This is a genomic window from Pseudonocardia sp. HH130630-07 (assembly GCF_001698125.1).
Classification (GTDB): domain Bacteria; phylum Actinomycetota; class Actinomycetes; order Mycobacteriales; family Pseudonocardiaceae; genus Pseudonocardia.
In genome coordinates, this window is record NZ_CP013854.1 from 2,151,575 (window position 1) to 2,165,574 (window position 14,000).

General features: G+C 73.9%; 14 protein-coding genes. 8 read left to right on the forward strand and 6 right to left on the reverse strand.

Annotated features, from left to right (window positions below; all coding sequences use genetic code 11):
* Positions 1-6: 6 nt before the first annotated feature.
* Positions 7-1,593 (forward strand): hypothetical protein, encoded by a 1,587-nt coding sequence (locus tag AFB00_RS10420; protein ID WP_083275418.1) that lies wholly within the window; start codon positions 7-9, stop codon positions 1,591-1,593.
* A gap of 246 nt (positions 1,594-1,839) precedes the next feature.
* Here AFB00_RS10420 and AFB00_RS10425 read toward each other — a convergent pair whose 3' ends face one another.
* Positions 1,840-2,724: a glycosyltransferase family 2 protein gene (locus AFB00_RS10425; protein ID WP_231974310.1), complete on the reverse strand. Its 885-nt coding sequence runs from the start codon at positions 2,722-2,724 to the stop codon at positions 1,840-1,842.
* Positions 2,725-2,748: 24 nt separating this feature from the next.
* Entirely contained in the window at positions 2,749-2,985 is a 237-nt protein-coding gene (locus AFB00_RS10430) for a hypothetical protein (protein WP_156819480.1), read from the reverse strand.
* Between the two features lie 277 nt (positions 2,986-3,262).
* Here AFB00_RS10430 and AFB00_RS10435 point away from each other — a divergent pair, with 277 nt between their 5' ends.
* The 3 genes from AFB00_RS10435 to AFB00_RS10445 all read left to right on the forward strand — a co-directional run bounded on the left by AFB00_RS10435 (position 3,263) and on the right by AFB00_RS10445 (position 6,143).
* The gene (locus AFB00_RS10435; RefSeq protein ID WP_231974312.1) at positions 3,263-4,096 is read left to right on the forward strand and encodes a Scr1 family TA system antitoxin-like transcriptional regulator; all 834 of its coding nucleotides are present in this window, start codon (positions 3,263-3,265) and stop codon (positions 4,094-4,096) included.
* 2 nt (positions 4,097-4,098) lie between these two features.
* Positions 4,099-4,482, forward strand: coding sequence for a DUF397 domain-containing protein (locus tag AFB00_RS10440; RefSeq protein WP_068797068.1), 384 nt, complete (start codon positions 4,099-4,101; stop codon positions 4,480-4,482).
* A 593-nt stretch (positions 4,483-5,075) separates the two neighbouring features.
* Positions 5,076-6,143 carry a hypothetical protein gene (locus AFB00_RS10445; protein WP_068797069.1) on the forward strand — a complete coding sequence of 356 codons (1,068 nt, stop codon included), beginning with the start codon at positions 5,076-5,078 and terminating at the stop codon, positions 6,141-6,143.
* Positions 6,144-6,202: 59 nt separating this feature from the next.
* Here AFB00_RS10445 and AFB00_RS10450 read toward each other — a convergent pair whose 3' ends face one another.
* On the reverse strand, positions 6,203-6,937 hold the full coding sequence (locus tag AFB00_RS10450; protein WP_068797070.1) for a dienelactone hydrolase family protein: 735 nt from the start codon (positions 6,935-6,937) through the stop codon (positions 6,203-6,205).
* Positions 6,938-7,024: 87 nt separating this feature from the next.
* Here AFB00_RS10450 and AFB00_RS10455 point away from each other — a divergent pair, with 87 nt between their 5' ends.
* From AFB00_RS10455 to AFB00_RS10465, 3 genes are all read left to right on the forward strand, one after another.
* Entirely contained in the window at positions 7,025-8,326 is a 1,302-nt protein-coding gene (locus tag AFB00_RS10455) for a hemolysin family protein (RefSeq protein ID WP_068800184.1), read from the forward strand.
* 567 nt (positions 8,327-8,893) lie between these two features.
* The gene (locus tag AFB00_RS10460; protein WP_068797071.1) at positions 8,894-9,358 is read left to right on the forward strand and encodes a hypothetical protein; all 465 of its coding nucleotides are present in this window, start codon (positions 8,894-8,896) and stop codon (positions 9,356-9,358) included.
* The gene (locus AFB00_RS10465) at positions 9,355-9,633 is read left to right on the forward strand and encodes a transcriptional regulator (RefSeq protein ID WP_068797072.1); all 279 of its coding nucleotides are present in this window, start codon (positions 9,355-9,357) and stop codon (positions 9,631-9,633) included. Before AFB00_RS10460 ends, AFB00_RS10465 begins: the two co-directional genes overlap by 4 nt.
* Positions 9,634-9,641: 8 nt before the next feature.
* Here the strand turns inward: AFB00_RS10465 and AFB00_RS10470 are convergent, their stop codons facing one another.
* Genes AFB00_RS10470 through pseB form a run of 3 tightly spaced genes read right to left on the reverse strand, consistent with a single transcriptional unit; the run spans position 9,642 to position 13,167 of the window.
* Entirely contained in the window at positions 9,642-11,048 is a 1,407-nt protein-coding gene (locus AFB00_RS10470; protein ID WP_197519814.1) for a lipopolysaccharide biosynthesis protein, read from the reverse strand.
* Between the two features lie 5 nt (positions 11,049-11,053).
* Positions 11,054-12,184: a DegT/DnrJ/EryC1/StrS family aminotransferase gene (locus AFB00_RS10475; protein WP_068797074.1), complete on the reverse strand. Its 1,131-nt coding sequence runs from the start codon at positions 12,182-12,184 to the stop codon at positions 11,054-11,056.
* Positions 12,184-13,167 carry a UDP-N-acetylglucosamine 4,6-dehydratase (inverting) gene (pseB, locus tag AFB00_RS10480; RefSeq protein WP_068797075.1) on the reverse strand — a complete coding sequence of 328 codons (984 nt, stop codon included), beginning with the start codon at positions 13,165-13,167 and terminating at the stop codon, positions 12,184-12,186. The genes AFB00_RS10475 and pseB overlap by 1 nt, the downstream gene beginning before the upstream one ends.
* 79 nt (positions 13,168-13,246) lie before the next feature.
* On the opposite strand from pseB, the gene AFB00_RS10485 reads away from it, so the two are divergent.
* Positions 13,247-13,996: a cytidylyltransferase domain-containing protein gene (locus tag AFB00_RS10485; protein ID WP_231974314.1), complete on the forward strand. Its 750-nt coding sequence runs from the start codon at positions 13,247-13,249 to the stop codon at positions 13,994-13,996.
* Positions 13,997-14,000: the final 4 nt, after the last annotated feature.

Here is a 14,000-nt window from a genome sequence, read left to right on the forward strand (position 1 = left end):
CTCGTCATGACCCCGACGATGACCGGTGACGTCGAGACCGCGCGCCCGCCGTCTCCCGTTCCGGATCGTCCGTCGGCACGCCGTGCCCCGAAGCGTCCCGCGTTGCTGGCGGCCGCACTCCTCGCCCTGGTCGTCGGGCTGTGGGCGTGCTGGTCGGTCACCGTCGACGACGCCTACATCACCTACCGCTACAGCGCGAACCTCGCGAACGGGTTCGGCCCGACCTGGAACCCCGGCCAGGATCCGGTGGAGGGCTTCACCAACTTCGTCTGGATGCTGTGGCACGTGCCGTGGGTGTGGGCCGGCGTCCCGCTGCCCGTGGTCTCGAAGCTGACCGCCGCGGTGTGCGCCGCGGCGATCGCCTGGATCCTGGTCCGCGAGCCGCGTACCCGCTCCGGCGCGGTGCTCGCCGCGGGGAGCTTCGTGCTGTTCCTGCCGACCTGGGTGCACGTCGACTCCGGCCTGGAGACGGCCCCGTTCGCGCTGGTCGTGCTCTGCTCGGTCGTCCTGGCCGCGCGGCTGCTCACCGACCGGGACGCGCCCGTGCACGACGCCGCGATCCCGGCGCTGCTGCTGCTCGCCGGCACCCTGCGCCCGGACGGCGTGCTCGGCGTCGCCCCGGCCGTGCTCGTCCTGTGGTGGGTGCGCCGCCGGGACCGGTCGATGTGGCTGTGGACGGCGGCCGCCGCGATCGTCGGGGGTGCGTACCTGGCCGGGCGGTGGGCGTACTTCGGGCACCCGCTGCCGAACACGTTCTACGTGAAGGTCGGGGTGGAGGCCGCCACCGACGGCCGCTGGATCCAGCTGACGGCCGCGACGCTGCTGCCGCTGCTGGCGTTCGCCGTCGCGGGGCTGTTCCGGGCCCGGGTCGCGGCGGTCTGCGCGCTGGCCCTCGCGAGCTGCACGGCGCTGTGGGTCATCCCGGCGCTGTCCGCACCGGCGATGGACTACCTGTCCCGGTTCGCCTGGCACGGCCTGCCGGTGCTCTGCCTCGCCGCGGCCTGGGCGCTGGACACCGTCGACCTGCGCCGGGTGGCCGCGGTCGCGGCCGTCGCCGGGGTGGCCTGGACGACGGTCGCCGGTGTCGTCGCCCCCGACGCCCGGACGATGGTCCACTACGGCGACGACCTCCGGCGCGCGCACGTCGCCGTCGGCACCGCGCTGGCCGACACCCGCCTGCCGGTCGAGCGGCGCACCCTCGCGGTCTCCGACGCCGGGGCGATCCCGTACTTCTCCGGCTGGACCGCGACCGACTACATCGGCCTCAACGACGAGCGCATCGCGCACGGCGCCGACCCGACGGCCGTGATCCAGGCGGACGACCCGACGGTCGTCGTGGTCACCGGGTCCTCGCCGGCCCCGCCGGAGGACTCGTGGCGGGTGGATCTGGACCGGGTGATCGGGGACCGGGAGCTGGTGGGGGTGGCCCAGATGCGTCCGGAGTACTTCCAGCTGGTCTACGCCAAGCGGGACGTGGCCCCGGAGATCCGTTCGGCGCTGGACCGCAGGCTCGCCGAGGGACGTGCGGAGAGCGACGCCCGGCTCGACCCCGGCTACTCGCGCTGGATCGAACGGCTCCTCGGCCGGAGCTGACCGCGGCACGTTCCGCTCTGGGCGTTCCGCGGAACGCGGCTCCGGTGAACGGCCGTGGCGAACGGCGCCGCGGCCGGCGGAGCGGGGCGGTGTGGATTCGGTGATCGAATCCTCGGCGACGTCCGGTGCCACCAGCGGCACCGGACGCAGCCCGAGGTTCGATCTCACGTCGTCCGGGCCCGCGCCACCGCCCCGTCCCCGGTTCCGCCCTCCGCGGAGGGGCCCGGCCAGGTCGGTCGGACGCCGTCAGCGGGCGAGCACGTGCGCGCCGAGTGCGCGTAGTGCGGCGCTGTCGCGGCGCAGCACCGCACCGGGCAGCTGGACGGCGGCGTTCAGCCGCGACGACACGTGCCACCGGGCCGCGCGGGCGGCCCGGGTCCAGCCGCGGGCGTCCATCCGGGCGGCCTCGGCGGTGAAGTAGCGGCGTTCCTCGGCGAACCGGTTCCCGGCCGCCGCACCGGAGCCGGAGTCGCTGGAGCGGTGCCGCCGGTAGCGGAAGCAGACCCGGTCGTCGACGACCATCGACCCGCCGTCGGCGATCACGGCGACCGGCAGGGCCAGGTCGAAGACGTCCGCGGACTCCGGGATCTGCTTCAGCGCCGCCGTCCGCCAGCACAGCGACGGGTTGTACAGCCAGTTCCCGCGCAGCAGGCTCGTCACCAGGTCCTCGCCGGAGACCTCGCGCGGTCCGTGGCCCCGGGGGGCGAGCGCGGCCTTCACCCGGTCGGCGAGCGGCCGCACCGGCCGGTCGTCGGAGTCCATGACCGCCACCCCCGGCTGGACGACGGCGGCCCGCGGCCAGCGCTCGTGCAGCGCGAGGACGGTGCCGAGGTAGTCCGGCGCCATCAGGTCGTCCGCACCCATCATGACGAAGTACGGCAGCTCCACCGCCTCGATGCAGTACCGGTTGTTCGGCTGCGCACCGAGCCGGGCCGGGTTGCGGCGGTAGCGGATCCGGTCGTCACCGAGGCCGGCGAACCACGGCTCGATCGTGTCGTCGGGATAGCCGTCGTCGACGACGGTGAGGCGCCAGTCGGCGCGGTCCTGCTCCTGGATGCTGCGCACCGCGCGGCGCAGCAGATCCGGGTCCCCGTAGAAGGGAAGCATCACGTCGACGGTCGGGACGGTCACGCGCCCGACGGTAGCGAGCCGCCGTCACACGTCACGGGCGGCCTGGGCGACCACCCGGAGCAGGCACGGGTGGCGCGGACGACCGGTCGCCGACGGAGCGCAGCCGGCGCAGCTCCCGGAGTGGTCCGGTACGTGCGTGCGCAGGATCCGCTGCCACCCGCCGTCACCGTCACGACGGAGCAGCCGTGCGGCGAGGACGACCGGATCGTCCCGCTCCGCGCCCGCCTCACGGGCCGCCGACTCATCCGAGGTCGATGTCACCACGGCTCCGCACGGTGCACCCCGGGCAGCGGAACGAGCGGTGATCGACCCAGCGGCGCGTACGGCACCCCACGCACACTCCGCGGCAGAGCGCACTCCGGCGACGATCCCGCCGTCGCCCCGGCCATGTGAACCGCATCGGCATCTGTCTACTCCTTTGTATTCCCCTCGCGTGCTGCTCTGGTTACGGTAACAAGACTTGTGCTGGTGGACTAGACTCAGGTCACACCCGATGCCGGACCAGGTGAGGAGTCCCGTGGCACCACCATCGCCGACCGTGGCGAGCTGGGAACTGTCGTTGCGACTGCGGGAGCGCCGGATCGAGCTGGGCGTCGACGTCGCGACCATCACCGGCGCGCTCGGCTTCACCCGGAACTACTGGTCCGCCGTGGAGAACGAGCGCCGGATCCTGTCCGAGGAGAAGCTGGGACTCCTCATAGATCTGCTCGAGTTCGACACCCACGAGCAGGGCGAGCTGTACGCGCTACGGGAGCAGTCACGGGGTCGTGGCTGGTGGACGGCGTACTCGGCGCTGTACGGCGAGGAGACCCACCGTTTCCACGGCCTGGAGTACGGCGCGCAAAGCATCCGCAGCTACGAGGGCCTCGTGCCCGGCCTCCTGCAGACACCGGAGTACACGCGCGCTCTGATGGAGGCCTCCATCCACTTGCGCCCGGTAGAAGTCGATCAGCGGATCGAGGTACGGCGGCGACGTCAGGAACGACTCACCGGCGAGGACCCGTTACACCTGACCGTCATCCTCGGCGAAGCAGCGCTACTACAGCAGGTAGGCGGCCGGGAGGTGTTCCGGGCACAGCTCCAGTACCTCGCCGAGATGGCACGCGCACACCCGAAGACCATTCAGATCCGGGTGCTGACCTTCAACTCTCCGGGCTGCAGCCTGATCGGCGCCTCCACGTTCCATCTGATCGACTTCGCCAGTTCCCGACTGCCTACATTGGTCTGGCAGGAGGCGATCACCGTGCGGCAGATACTGGACCAGCCGGGGCAGGTCCGAGATGTAGTGTTCGCCTGGGCCGACGCACTACGGCTGACTCTGTCCGCGGAGGAGTCGGTCCGCATGGTGGAGGGCTACGCCGAGGAGTTGTAGGGATGGGCGCGCGGCCCGGTGACTGGTTCGTCAGCAGTTACTCCAACGCCACGGGCACCTGCGTCGAGGTCCGGTTCCGCGACACCCTCGTCGACGTCCGTGACAGCAAGGACCGCTCCGGCCCCGTCCTCACCGTGAGCGACGCCGAGTGGACCGCGTTCCTCGCCGACGTCGACCGGCAGCCGGCCCGGGTCGCCCCCGACAGAGCGGCGCACGCCCGGACGGACGGGCGATCGCTGGCCGCCGAGCCCACGACCGACGGCGGCGCCGTCCTGCACACCGGCGGGACCGAGCGGCTCGTCTTCACCGACGCCGAGTGGATCGCCTACCGCCGCGGCGTCCGTGCCGGGGAGTTCTCTCCGCCGGACACCGCCACGCAGCACTGACCCCGGCACGGCGCGCGGCGGCCACGGCTCCGACGGGCCGCCCCGACCGCGACCGTGCCATCTTCGCACCGGGTCCACGGCCCCGCACCGACCCCGGGCCCCCGCACGAGGCCGGGCCTCGTGCGACACCGACAAACCGATGCGGTTCCGGCCACGCGGTCCGACAGCGCGATGCCACCGCGCCAAGCGGGGGCGACGCGGGGCGACGGCGCGGTGCGAGGCAGCACAGGCACGACAGCGCGGCGGGGCAGCGCAGCGCGGCGGGACAGCGCGGGGCGGCGGGGCAGGACAGCGAGGCGGAGCAGCGCGCCGCAGGGCAGCGCGGCTGCGCAGGGCAGCGCGGCTGCGCAGGGCAGCGCGGCTGCGCAGGGCAGCGCGGCGGAGCGGAGCGGGGCGGCGGGACAGCGCAGCGCGGGGCGGAGCGGCAGCGTGGGACAGCGCAGCGGGACAGCGCAGTGCAGTGCGGCGCGGCTGGGCGCTCCCGACTCCCCTGCGGCCGCCGTCGTCCGAACGGCTTGCGCGGGTCGCGGAACCCGTGCGGGGCGCATCGCTACGATCGCCCGGCCCCACCAGCAGCGATCCGGAGCACGGCCATGGACATCCAGAACCACTACTACGGTCACTCGGCAGTCCTGGCCGCCCACGCCGGGCTGCCCCGGCCCCGGCACATCGCCGGCCTGCTGCAGCACGGCTGGACGGCGGTCTCCCCGGTGGCGGCGCACTTCGCCGACTTCCCGCGGGTCGGCACCGACCCCCGGCAACGACGGCTGCTCGTCTGGTCGCACGGCTGCCGCGGCTGGTCCCCCGCCGACGAGACCCGGACGACCACCCCGATCGGGGCGCCCGTCCTCTACCTGGAGAGCCTGCTGCAGGCCCGGGGCTGGAGCAGGTCGGACCGGCTCGGGCCGGTGTTCGTCCCGTTCCACGGGACCCGCCTGGTCCGGGTCACCGGCGCACACACCGAGCTGGCCCGGCACGTCGCGAAGGTCGACAGGCCGTCGACGGTCTGCCTGCACCACGAGGACATGACCGACCCCGGGATCACCGCCGCCTGGCGGGAGGCCGGGCACACCCTGGTCACCGCGGGCCGCCGGGACGACCCGCACTTCCTGCCGCGGATCATGCACCTGATCGGGAACGCGAGCCGGGTCTCGTCCAACCGGTTGTCCACCGCGGTGCTCTACGCCGCCGCCGTCGGGACCCCGGCCGCGGTCTGGGGGGATCCGCTGACGTTCGGGTCGCAGTCGTCGTCCGCCGTCGAGAAGCTGCGGGAGACCTGGCCCGAGTTCCACACCGCCGATCCGGAGGACGGCACCCGCCCCGAGTCCGGCGCCGCCGGGGCCGACGCCGCGGCCACCGCGCTGGCCCGCCGGGAGCTCGGCGCCGAGCACCTGCTCGCCCCGGACGCGTTGCGCGAGGTCCTGGGCTGGGGGCGGACGCCGAGCGTCGGGCCGGCCGTCCAGTACTACGCGGCGTCCCCGCTGGCGAAGGCGGCGATGGTGCTCGGGCTGACGAAGCGGTCCGAGGCCAGTACCCAGGCGATGTCGGCGGGCAGCTCCAACCCGATGCTGTGGCTGCGCAACCCGCTTGCCGCGCTGCCCCGCCCGCTCCCGCACGGCCTGCCGGTCCCGATCGCGACCGAGGAACCGCTCGACGCCTGAGCACGTCGCCCGGCCCGGGCACAGCCGTCCGGGCGCGGCGGCGCGGCGCTGTCCGGGGGTCAGCCTCCGGCCGCCTCCGGGTCGCGCGGTCCGGCGCGCAGGTGTGTGTCGAAGAAGCGCAGGATGCGGCCCCAGGCGTCCTCGGCCGACGGGCCGTGGTGGCCGAAACCGACGAGCCGGCGCGCGACGCCGGGGACACCGCGCTCCAGGAAGCTGTGCCCGGCCTCGTCGTAGGTCCGCACGTCGTTCTCGACGCCGAGCCGGTCCAGTGCGGACTCCAGCCGCGGGCCCGCTCCCTTCAGGATCGGATCCCGTGCACCGAAGCTCGCGACGGTCGGGCAGATGCCGGCGAGGTCGCGCTCCGGGTCGTCGGGCAGCATCCCGTAGTTCGGCGCGGCGGCGGCGTAGTCGTGCCGCGCCGCCGAGAGCAGCGCGAAGCCGCCGCCCTGGCAGAAGCCGATGACGCCGATCGTCCCCGTGCAGTCGTCCCGGGCGGCGAGCCAGCTGCGGACGGCCTCGATGTCGTCGAACACCGGGCCGCTGCCGCTGCGCATCGACCGCATGACCCCGGCGATGCACCGTGGGCCACCGCCGCGTGCGGTGTAGAGCGCGGGCGCGACCGCGAGGTACCCGGCGGTGGCCAGGCGCTCGGTGTGCGCACGGAGGTCGGCGGTCGCACCGAGCGCGTCCTGGAGCACGACGACGCCGGGGTACGGCCCGTCGCCGACCGGCGGGACCGCGAGGTGGGCGCGCTGACGGCCGCCCGCCGACGCGGGGACCTGGAGTTCGGGCACGGTGCTCCCTTCTCGGTGGGCCGACACCCCGGCGTGTCCGCTGTGTCTGCTGTGTCCGGGTCGAGCCACCGTGACATGCTGTCGTCGATGGACGTCACCGGTGGCGGAATCGCCCTCAGCATCGGCCTCGTCGTTCTCTTCGTGCTGGTCGGAGGGTACTTCGCCGCCTCGGAACTCGCTCTGGTGTCGCTGCGCGACAGCCAGGTCGACCGGCTCGCCGCGCAGGGCAGGCGCGGCGCCCGGGTCGCGGCACTGCGGCGCGACACCAACCGGTTCCTGTCCGCGGTGCAGATCGGCGTCACCCTCGCCGGGTTCTTCTCCGCGGCCTACGGCGGCTCCGCCCTCGCCGGGCCGCTCGGCGAGCTGATCGCCGGGTGGGGCGTCCCGCAGGCACTCGCCGGGACGATCGCGCTCGTCGCCGTCACCGCGGTGATCTCCTACCTGTCGCTGGTCCTGGGCGAGCTGGTCCCCAAGCGGCTCGCGCTGCAGCGCTCGGAGGGCGTGGCGCTGTTCGTCGCCCCCGTACTGGACCGGATCGCGACGATCTCGCGGCCGGTGATCTGGCTGCTGTCCCGCTCGACCAACGCGGTCGTCCGGCTGCTGGGCCTCGACCCCACCGCGGACTCCGAACGGGTCAGCGAGGCGGAGCTGCGCGACATGGTCAGCGGGCACGAGGAGCTCGACACCGACGAGCGCCGGGTCCTGACCGACGTCTTCGAGGCCTCCGACCGGCAGGTCAGCGAGGTGATGGTGCCGCGGACCGAGGTGCACTTCCTGCACGCGTCGACGTCGCTGGCCGAAGCCGCCCGCGACGTCGTCGACCGGCCGCACTCGCGCTACCCGGTGACCGGGACCGACGTCGACGACGTCCGCGGGTTCGTGCACGTCCGCGACCTGCTCACCGCCCGCCTCGACGACGCGTCCGGCACCGACGGGCGGACCGTCGGCGACATCATGCGCCCGGTCCACGTGCTGCCCGGCTCGAAGGCGCTGCTGCCGACGCTGTCGGAGATGCGGGCCCGGCGCGCGCACCTGGCCGTCGTGATCGACGAGTACGGCGGCACCGACGGCATCCTCACCATGGAGGACCTGATCGAGGAGCTGGTCGGGGAGATCGAGGACGAGTACGACGCCGCGCCGTCCGCCTCCGGACCGGGCTCCGACCGCACCGTGGACGGCCTGCTGCACCGCGACGACGTGCACGACCGCACCGGTCTGACGCTGCCCGACGGCCCCTTCGAGACCCTCGGCGGATACCTGCAGCACACGCTGGGCCGCATCCCCACCGTCGGGGACCACGTCGACCTCGACGGCCACCGGCTCACCGTGGCCGAGCTGGACGGCCGGCGCGTCGCCGGCGTGACCGTGGTGGAGTCGGCGCAGCCGTAACCGGGCACTCGTCCGCCCCCGGGGATCCCGCCCTGAGCCGCCACAGGACCGCCCGGGGCCGCCACGGAACCGCTCGGGACGGCTCGGGACGGCGACCCGCACCGATGCCCCGGCGCCGCACGGGGCCGGACCTCGTGCGGGACCGCCGATCCCGGCCGGAACCCGGCGCCTGTGCGAGGGTCGCACCGCGCTGACCGCGCACCAGCTGCCGCGCCCCGTGCGGCGCACCGCACCCCGGAGCCTGTCCCGCACCCCGCCCCGGCCCGCCGCGCCCCACGCGCCGGGTGCGACACGCCGGACGTGTGCGCAGTAGACGCTCCAGGATGCGACGCGACCTGCGCACTGCGGCGGCGTCCCCGGATCGGGCCGCCCCGGCACGACCCGTGAGGTGCCCGTCCCCGATCACCCGATCGAACCAGCCGCACCGCGGTGACCAGCGGATCCGGGCCACGTATCCCCCGCCCCGGCACGCCGGCGGACCGCCGCACCCAAGGTTGCCGCTTGACGAACCCGATCCACTTGGCACACACTTTCCGTATTGCAAGTTGATGCCGAAGGGAGAAAGACATGAACGACAAGCCCACCCTCCAGCAGGCCGTCGAGGCCCGGCGCGAGCTCGCCACCCACGTCGAGCTGCCGCGCACCTACTGGGCCCTCTACGCCGTCGCGCTCGTGGCGATGGCGGGCATCCCGATCTGGACGTCGTTCCTGCCGCTGGACACCGGCTACATCTCGTGGGGACTGGTCGCCGTCGTGCTGGCCGCCACCGCGTACTCGGTGATCACGCGGTACCGGTCCGGCGTGCACCTCCCGCGCCACATCGGCGCCTACCCGAGCGCCCGCCGGATCCATCTCGCGGTCCTCGCGATCGCGCTCGGCGGCTTCTGCGGCATGTACACCCTGGTGGCGAACGGCCACCGGACGATCGCCCTGATCGCGCTCGTGCCGCTGGTCGTCTTCGTCCTCGCCGGGCAGTACCGGATCCGCACCCTGATGCGGGACGACGTCGCGTCCGGCCGGGTCGCGCTGTGACCGCCGGCGAGCGGCACCCGGTCCTCGAGACCCGGCCACGGCTGGCGCTGTGCGCGCTGCTGCAGGGTGCGAAGCGGATCGAGTTCTCGGCCCTGTGCGGTCTCGCCGGCATCGGCGACTACACCGCGCACCAGCACAGCCGCAGTCTCGCCGACGCCGGTCTCCTGGAGATCCGCACGGGCCGGGGCGGGCAGTGGGCCCGCACCTGGCTCCGGCTGTCCCCGTCCGGCCGGGCCGCGTTCCGCGATCACCTGGCCTGGCTGGGCAGCCCGTGAGGACCGGGTCAGGACCGGGTGAAGATCCGGCGGACCATCCAGAGCAACGCCACGCCCAGCAGCACCGCGAGGCCGAAGCGCACCGACAGCCATCCGATGCCCTCGGCGGGCAGCACGACCGCGGCCCCGCAGACCAGGGCGCCCGCGAGCACCGGGAGCGCCAGGACGGACTCCCGCCAGCGGGTCTCCGAGACCCGGCGCCGCAGGAGCGACGTCCCGACCGCGAGGGCCACGTAGATCAGCGGGAAGCCGACCGCCACCGCCGTCAGCGATCCGGTCCGGGCCAGCAGGATCGCCGCGACCAGGCCGATGACCAGGCTGACCGGGCTCGCCAGCGCGAGTCCGGCACTGCGCCCGGAGGCGAACACCAGGTGCACGTTCGCCAGGTAGGCCACGCTGACGACGGCGCCGATCGTCGCGACCGCGGTCACCGGCACCAGCTCGGCGGGGCTGAACTCGGCGGGGGCGAGCACCCGGAGCAGGAACGGCGCGAGCAGGGCGACCCCGCCGGAGAGCGCGACGGTGATGGCAGCGACGTCGCGGGCGCTGTGCTCCAGGGCCTCACCGCGCTGCGCGGGGTCCGTCCGGTAGATCACCGGGGCCCAGGCGTTGTTCAGCGCCGAGACCACCATCGCGGGGGCCGAGCCGAGCAGCAGCGCGACCTGCATGCGGCCGCCGTCCGCGGGGCTGAACACGTGGTTCACGATCACCACCAGCGCGTTCTGCACCAGCAGCAACGCGACCAGGTGCGGCACGGCCGGCAGGCCCACCTTCAGCGCCCGCCACAGGTCGCCGCGCTCGGTGCGCGGCCGGCCACCCCGCCACGCCAGGACGACGCCGGTCAGCCCGGCCGCGAGGTAGCCGAGGAGCAGGCCGAACAGGTAGTCGTCGGCGTCGGCGGAGCGCCACAGCGCCATGCCGAGGCCGGCGAGCGGGCCGCCCAGCGTCGCCACCCCGGACATGACCACGAACGGCAGCGGCCGGTCCTGGACCCGCAGGAACGCCTGCGCGTTCAGCACCGCGGCGAACCCGGCCGCGCTGAGCGCGGCGAACGCGAGACCGGCCTGCCACCGCACCGAGAGCACCGGCTCGCTCCACAGCGGGCCGGCCAGCAGGGCCGCCACGACGAGCCCGGTCGAGATCGCGCTGCCCTGCAGGACCAGCGCGCGGGCACCGTCGGCGCCGGAGCGCTCCAGGATCCCGTGCCGGGTGATCGACGAGCCGAGCCCGAGGCCGACCACCATCGCACCGACCTGCACCAGGATCAGACCGGCGGCCACGATGCCGTACTGCTCCAGCCCCAGCACCCGGGTCACGACCGGCGTGACCAGCACGTTCGCCAGGATCGGCGCGACGCTGCCCAGGGTGTAGAGGGAGCCACGGCCGAGGACCGCGCGGCTCGCGTCCGGAGCCACCGCACTCACACCGGGTACCCGAAGAACTCCCGCACCAGATCGGCGACCCGGTCCACGTCGGCGTCGGTCAGGTCCGGGAACAGCGGCAGCGAGAGCTGCTGGGAGTAGTAGGTCTCGGCGTTCGGGCACAGGCCGCGCCGGTAACCGAGATCGGCGAACACCGGGTGCCAGTACACCGGGACGTAGTTCACCTGCACGCCGATCCCGCGCTCGCGCAGGAACTCGAACAGCTGGCGACGGCGGCCGTCGAGCACCCGCAGCGGGTACAGGTGCCAGGCCGGCTCGGCGCCGTCCCGGGTGACCGGGGTGCGCACCTCGGCGACGTCGGCCAGCGCGGCGTCGTAGCGGGTGTGGATCTCCGCCCGGCGGGCGCGGAACGCCCCGAGCCGGCGCAGCTGCGACGAGCCCAGCGCGGCGAGCAGGTCCGGCAACCGGTAGTTCAGCCCGAACTCGTGCACCTCCTGGTGCCACGGACCCTCGTCCGGGAACCGCTGGACCGCCTTGTCCCGGACCAGCCCGATGTTGCGGAACGTGCGCGCCCTGGCCAGCAGGTCGGCCCGCGGCGAGACGACGGCGCCGCCCTCCGCGGTGGTCAGGTTCTTGGTCGGGAAGAACGAGAGCGTGGTCAGGTCGGCCAGATCGCCGACCGGACGGCCGTGCCAGTGCCCGCCGATCGAGTGCGCGGCGTCCTCCAGCAGCACCGCACCGGCGTCGTGGGCCAGCGAGCGCAGCGGGTCGGCGTCGATCGGGTGCCCGGCGTAGTCCACCCCGGCGACGACGGTGGTGCCCGGCGTCAGCGCCGCCTCCACCGCCGCCGGGTCCAGGTTGCCGGTGTCCTCGCTCACGTCGGCGAAGATCACGTTCGCGCCGTGCAGCGCCGCCGACGACGCGGTCGCCACGAACGTCAGCGGGGCCACCACCACGTCCTGGCCCGGCCCGACACCGGCCGCGGCGTAGGCCACGTGCAGCGCGGCCGTCCCCGACGTCACCACGGCCGCCGGGTTCCCGGCGACGGCGGCCAGGTCGTCCTCGAACCGGGTGACGGCCGGGCCGGTGGTCAACCAGTCCGAACGCAGGACCTCGGCGACCGCGGCGACGTCGTCGTCGGAGATCGACTGCCGGCCGTAGGGGAGCATCAGTCGAGCGCCTCGACCATCTCGCGCAGCTGCTGCGGGGACAGCCACAGGTCGTTCGTGTCCGACCGGTAGGCCTGCCCGTCCGGCACCTGCTCGCCGCCGGCGGGCGAGGTGTAGCCCCAGCCGGCGATGTAGGGCTCGACGACGTAGCGGTCCGGGAGCTTGATCGTCCGGCGGGAGTCGTCCGCGGCGATCATCTCCTCGTGCAGCTTCTCGCCCGGCCGGATGCCGATCTCGTGCGTCGCGACGCCCGGTGCGATCGCCTCGGCCAGGTCGGTCATCCGCATCGACGGGATCCGCGGGACGTAGAGCTCGCCGCCCTGCATCGCGTCGAACGAGTCGATGACGAACTGCACCGCGTCCGGCAGCGTGATCCAGAACCGGGTCATCCGCTTGTCGGTGATCGGCAGCGACTGCCCCTCGGCCGCCAGGCGCTTGAACAGCGGCACCACCGAGCCGCGGCTGCCGAGCACGTTGCCGTAGCGGACCACCGCGAACCGGGTCTCGTAGGCGGCGGCGTAGTGGTTCGCGGAGACGAACAGCCGGTCGGCGCACAGCTTGGTGGCGCCGTAGAGGTTGATCGGGCTCGACGCCTTGTCCGTGGACAGCGCGACGACCTTCTTCACGCCGGAGTCGATCGCGGCCTCGACGACGTTCTGCGAGCCCTCGACGTTGGTCCGGATGAACTCGAACGGGTTGTACTCCGCGGTGTCGACCTGCTTCAGCGCCGCGGCGTGCACGACGTAGTCGACGCCGTGCATGGCGCGCTTGAGCCGGTCCCGGTCCCGGACGTCACCGAGGAACCAGCGCAGGCGAGGGTCGTCGCCGAACAGCGACCGGCACTCGTACTGCTTCAGCTCGTCCCGGGACAGGATCACCAGGCGACGGGGCTCGTAACGGTCCAGCAGGGCGCGTACGAACGCCTTGCCGAAAGAACCCGTACCGCCCGTGACCAGGACCGACGAGCCCTTGAGTACCGACATCACGCCTCCACATCCGTCAGGATCTCTCCCGCCCGGCATGATGGCACGCGCTCACCCGGACGAATCGAAGCAGGTGCACGTGCCGACCACCACCCGGACCGGTCCCCGGATCAACGCCGTCGTCCAGGCCCGGACCGGATCGACCCGGCTGCCCGGCAAGGTGCTCACCGAGCTCGGCGGCCGTCCGGTGCTGGACCGGGTGCTCGACGCGGCCCGCGCGGCCCCCGGCGTGGACGGGGTGATCGTCGCGACGTCGACCGCCGCCGGTGACGACGCCGTCGCCGACCGGGCGGCCGGACTGGGCGTCGACGTGGTCCGCGGCTCCGAGGACGACGTGCTGGCCCGGTTCGTCCAGGCCGTCGACGAGCACCCGTGCGACGCCGTCGTCCGGCTCACCGCGGACTGCCCGCTGCTCGACCCGGCGCTCATCGGCCTGGCCGCCGCCACCTGGCGGAGCGCCCCGGAGCACGACTACGTCGCGACCACCCTGGTCCGGACGCTGCCGCGCGGACTCGACGTCGAGCTGGCCGCGGTGCCCGCGCTGCGTGAGCTGGCCGGCACCGCGACCGGGTACGACCGCACCCACGTGACCTCCGGGCTCTACGGCGATCCCGGGCGCTTCCGCTGCCTGGGTCTGGTCGTCGCCCCGGCCGCCGACGACCTGCGGGTCACCCTGGACACCGTCGACGACCTGCACGCGCTGCGCGGGCTGGTCGAGCTGCTGGGCGATCGCACCGACTGGCGGTCGGTCGTGTCGGCGCTGCGGGCCCGTCCGGACCTGGTGGCGCGCAACGCGCACGTCCGCCAGAAGTCGCTCGCGGAGGGCTGAGCGG

What these genes read in the sequence shown, in the direction of transcription:
- AFB00_RS10420 (WP_083275418.1), top strand. Translation starts at nt 7, where the DNA reads ATGACCCCGACGATGACCGGTGACGTCGAGACCGCGCGCCCGCCGTCT.
- AFB00_RS10460 (WP_068797071.1), top strand. Translation starts at nt 8,894, where the DNA reads ATGAACGACAAGCCCACCCTCCAGCAGGCCGTCGAGGCCCGGCGCGAG.
- pseB (WP_068797075.1), bottom strand. Translation starts at nt 13,167, where the DNA reads ATGTCGGTACTCAAGGGCTCGTCGGTCCTGGTCACGGGCGGTACGGGT.
- AFB00_RS10475 (WP_068797074.1), bottom strand. Translation starts at nt 12,184, where the DNA reads ATGCTCCCCTACGGCCGGCAGTCGATCTCCGACGACGACGTCGCCGCG.
- AFB00_RS10455 (WP_068800184.1), top strand. Translation starts at nt 7,025, where the DNA reads ATGGACGTCACCGGTGGCGGAATCGCCCTCAGCATCGGCCTCGTCGTT.
- AFB00_RS10440 (WP_068797068.1), top strand. Translation starts at nt 4,099, where the DNA reads ATGGGCGCGCGGCCCGGTGACTGGTTCGTCAGCAGTTACTCCAACGCC.
- AFB00_RS10445 (WP_068797069.1), top strand. Translation starts at nt 5,076, where the DNA reads ATGGACATCCAGAACCACTACTACGGTCACTCGGCAGTCCTGGCCGCC.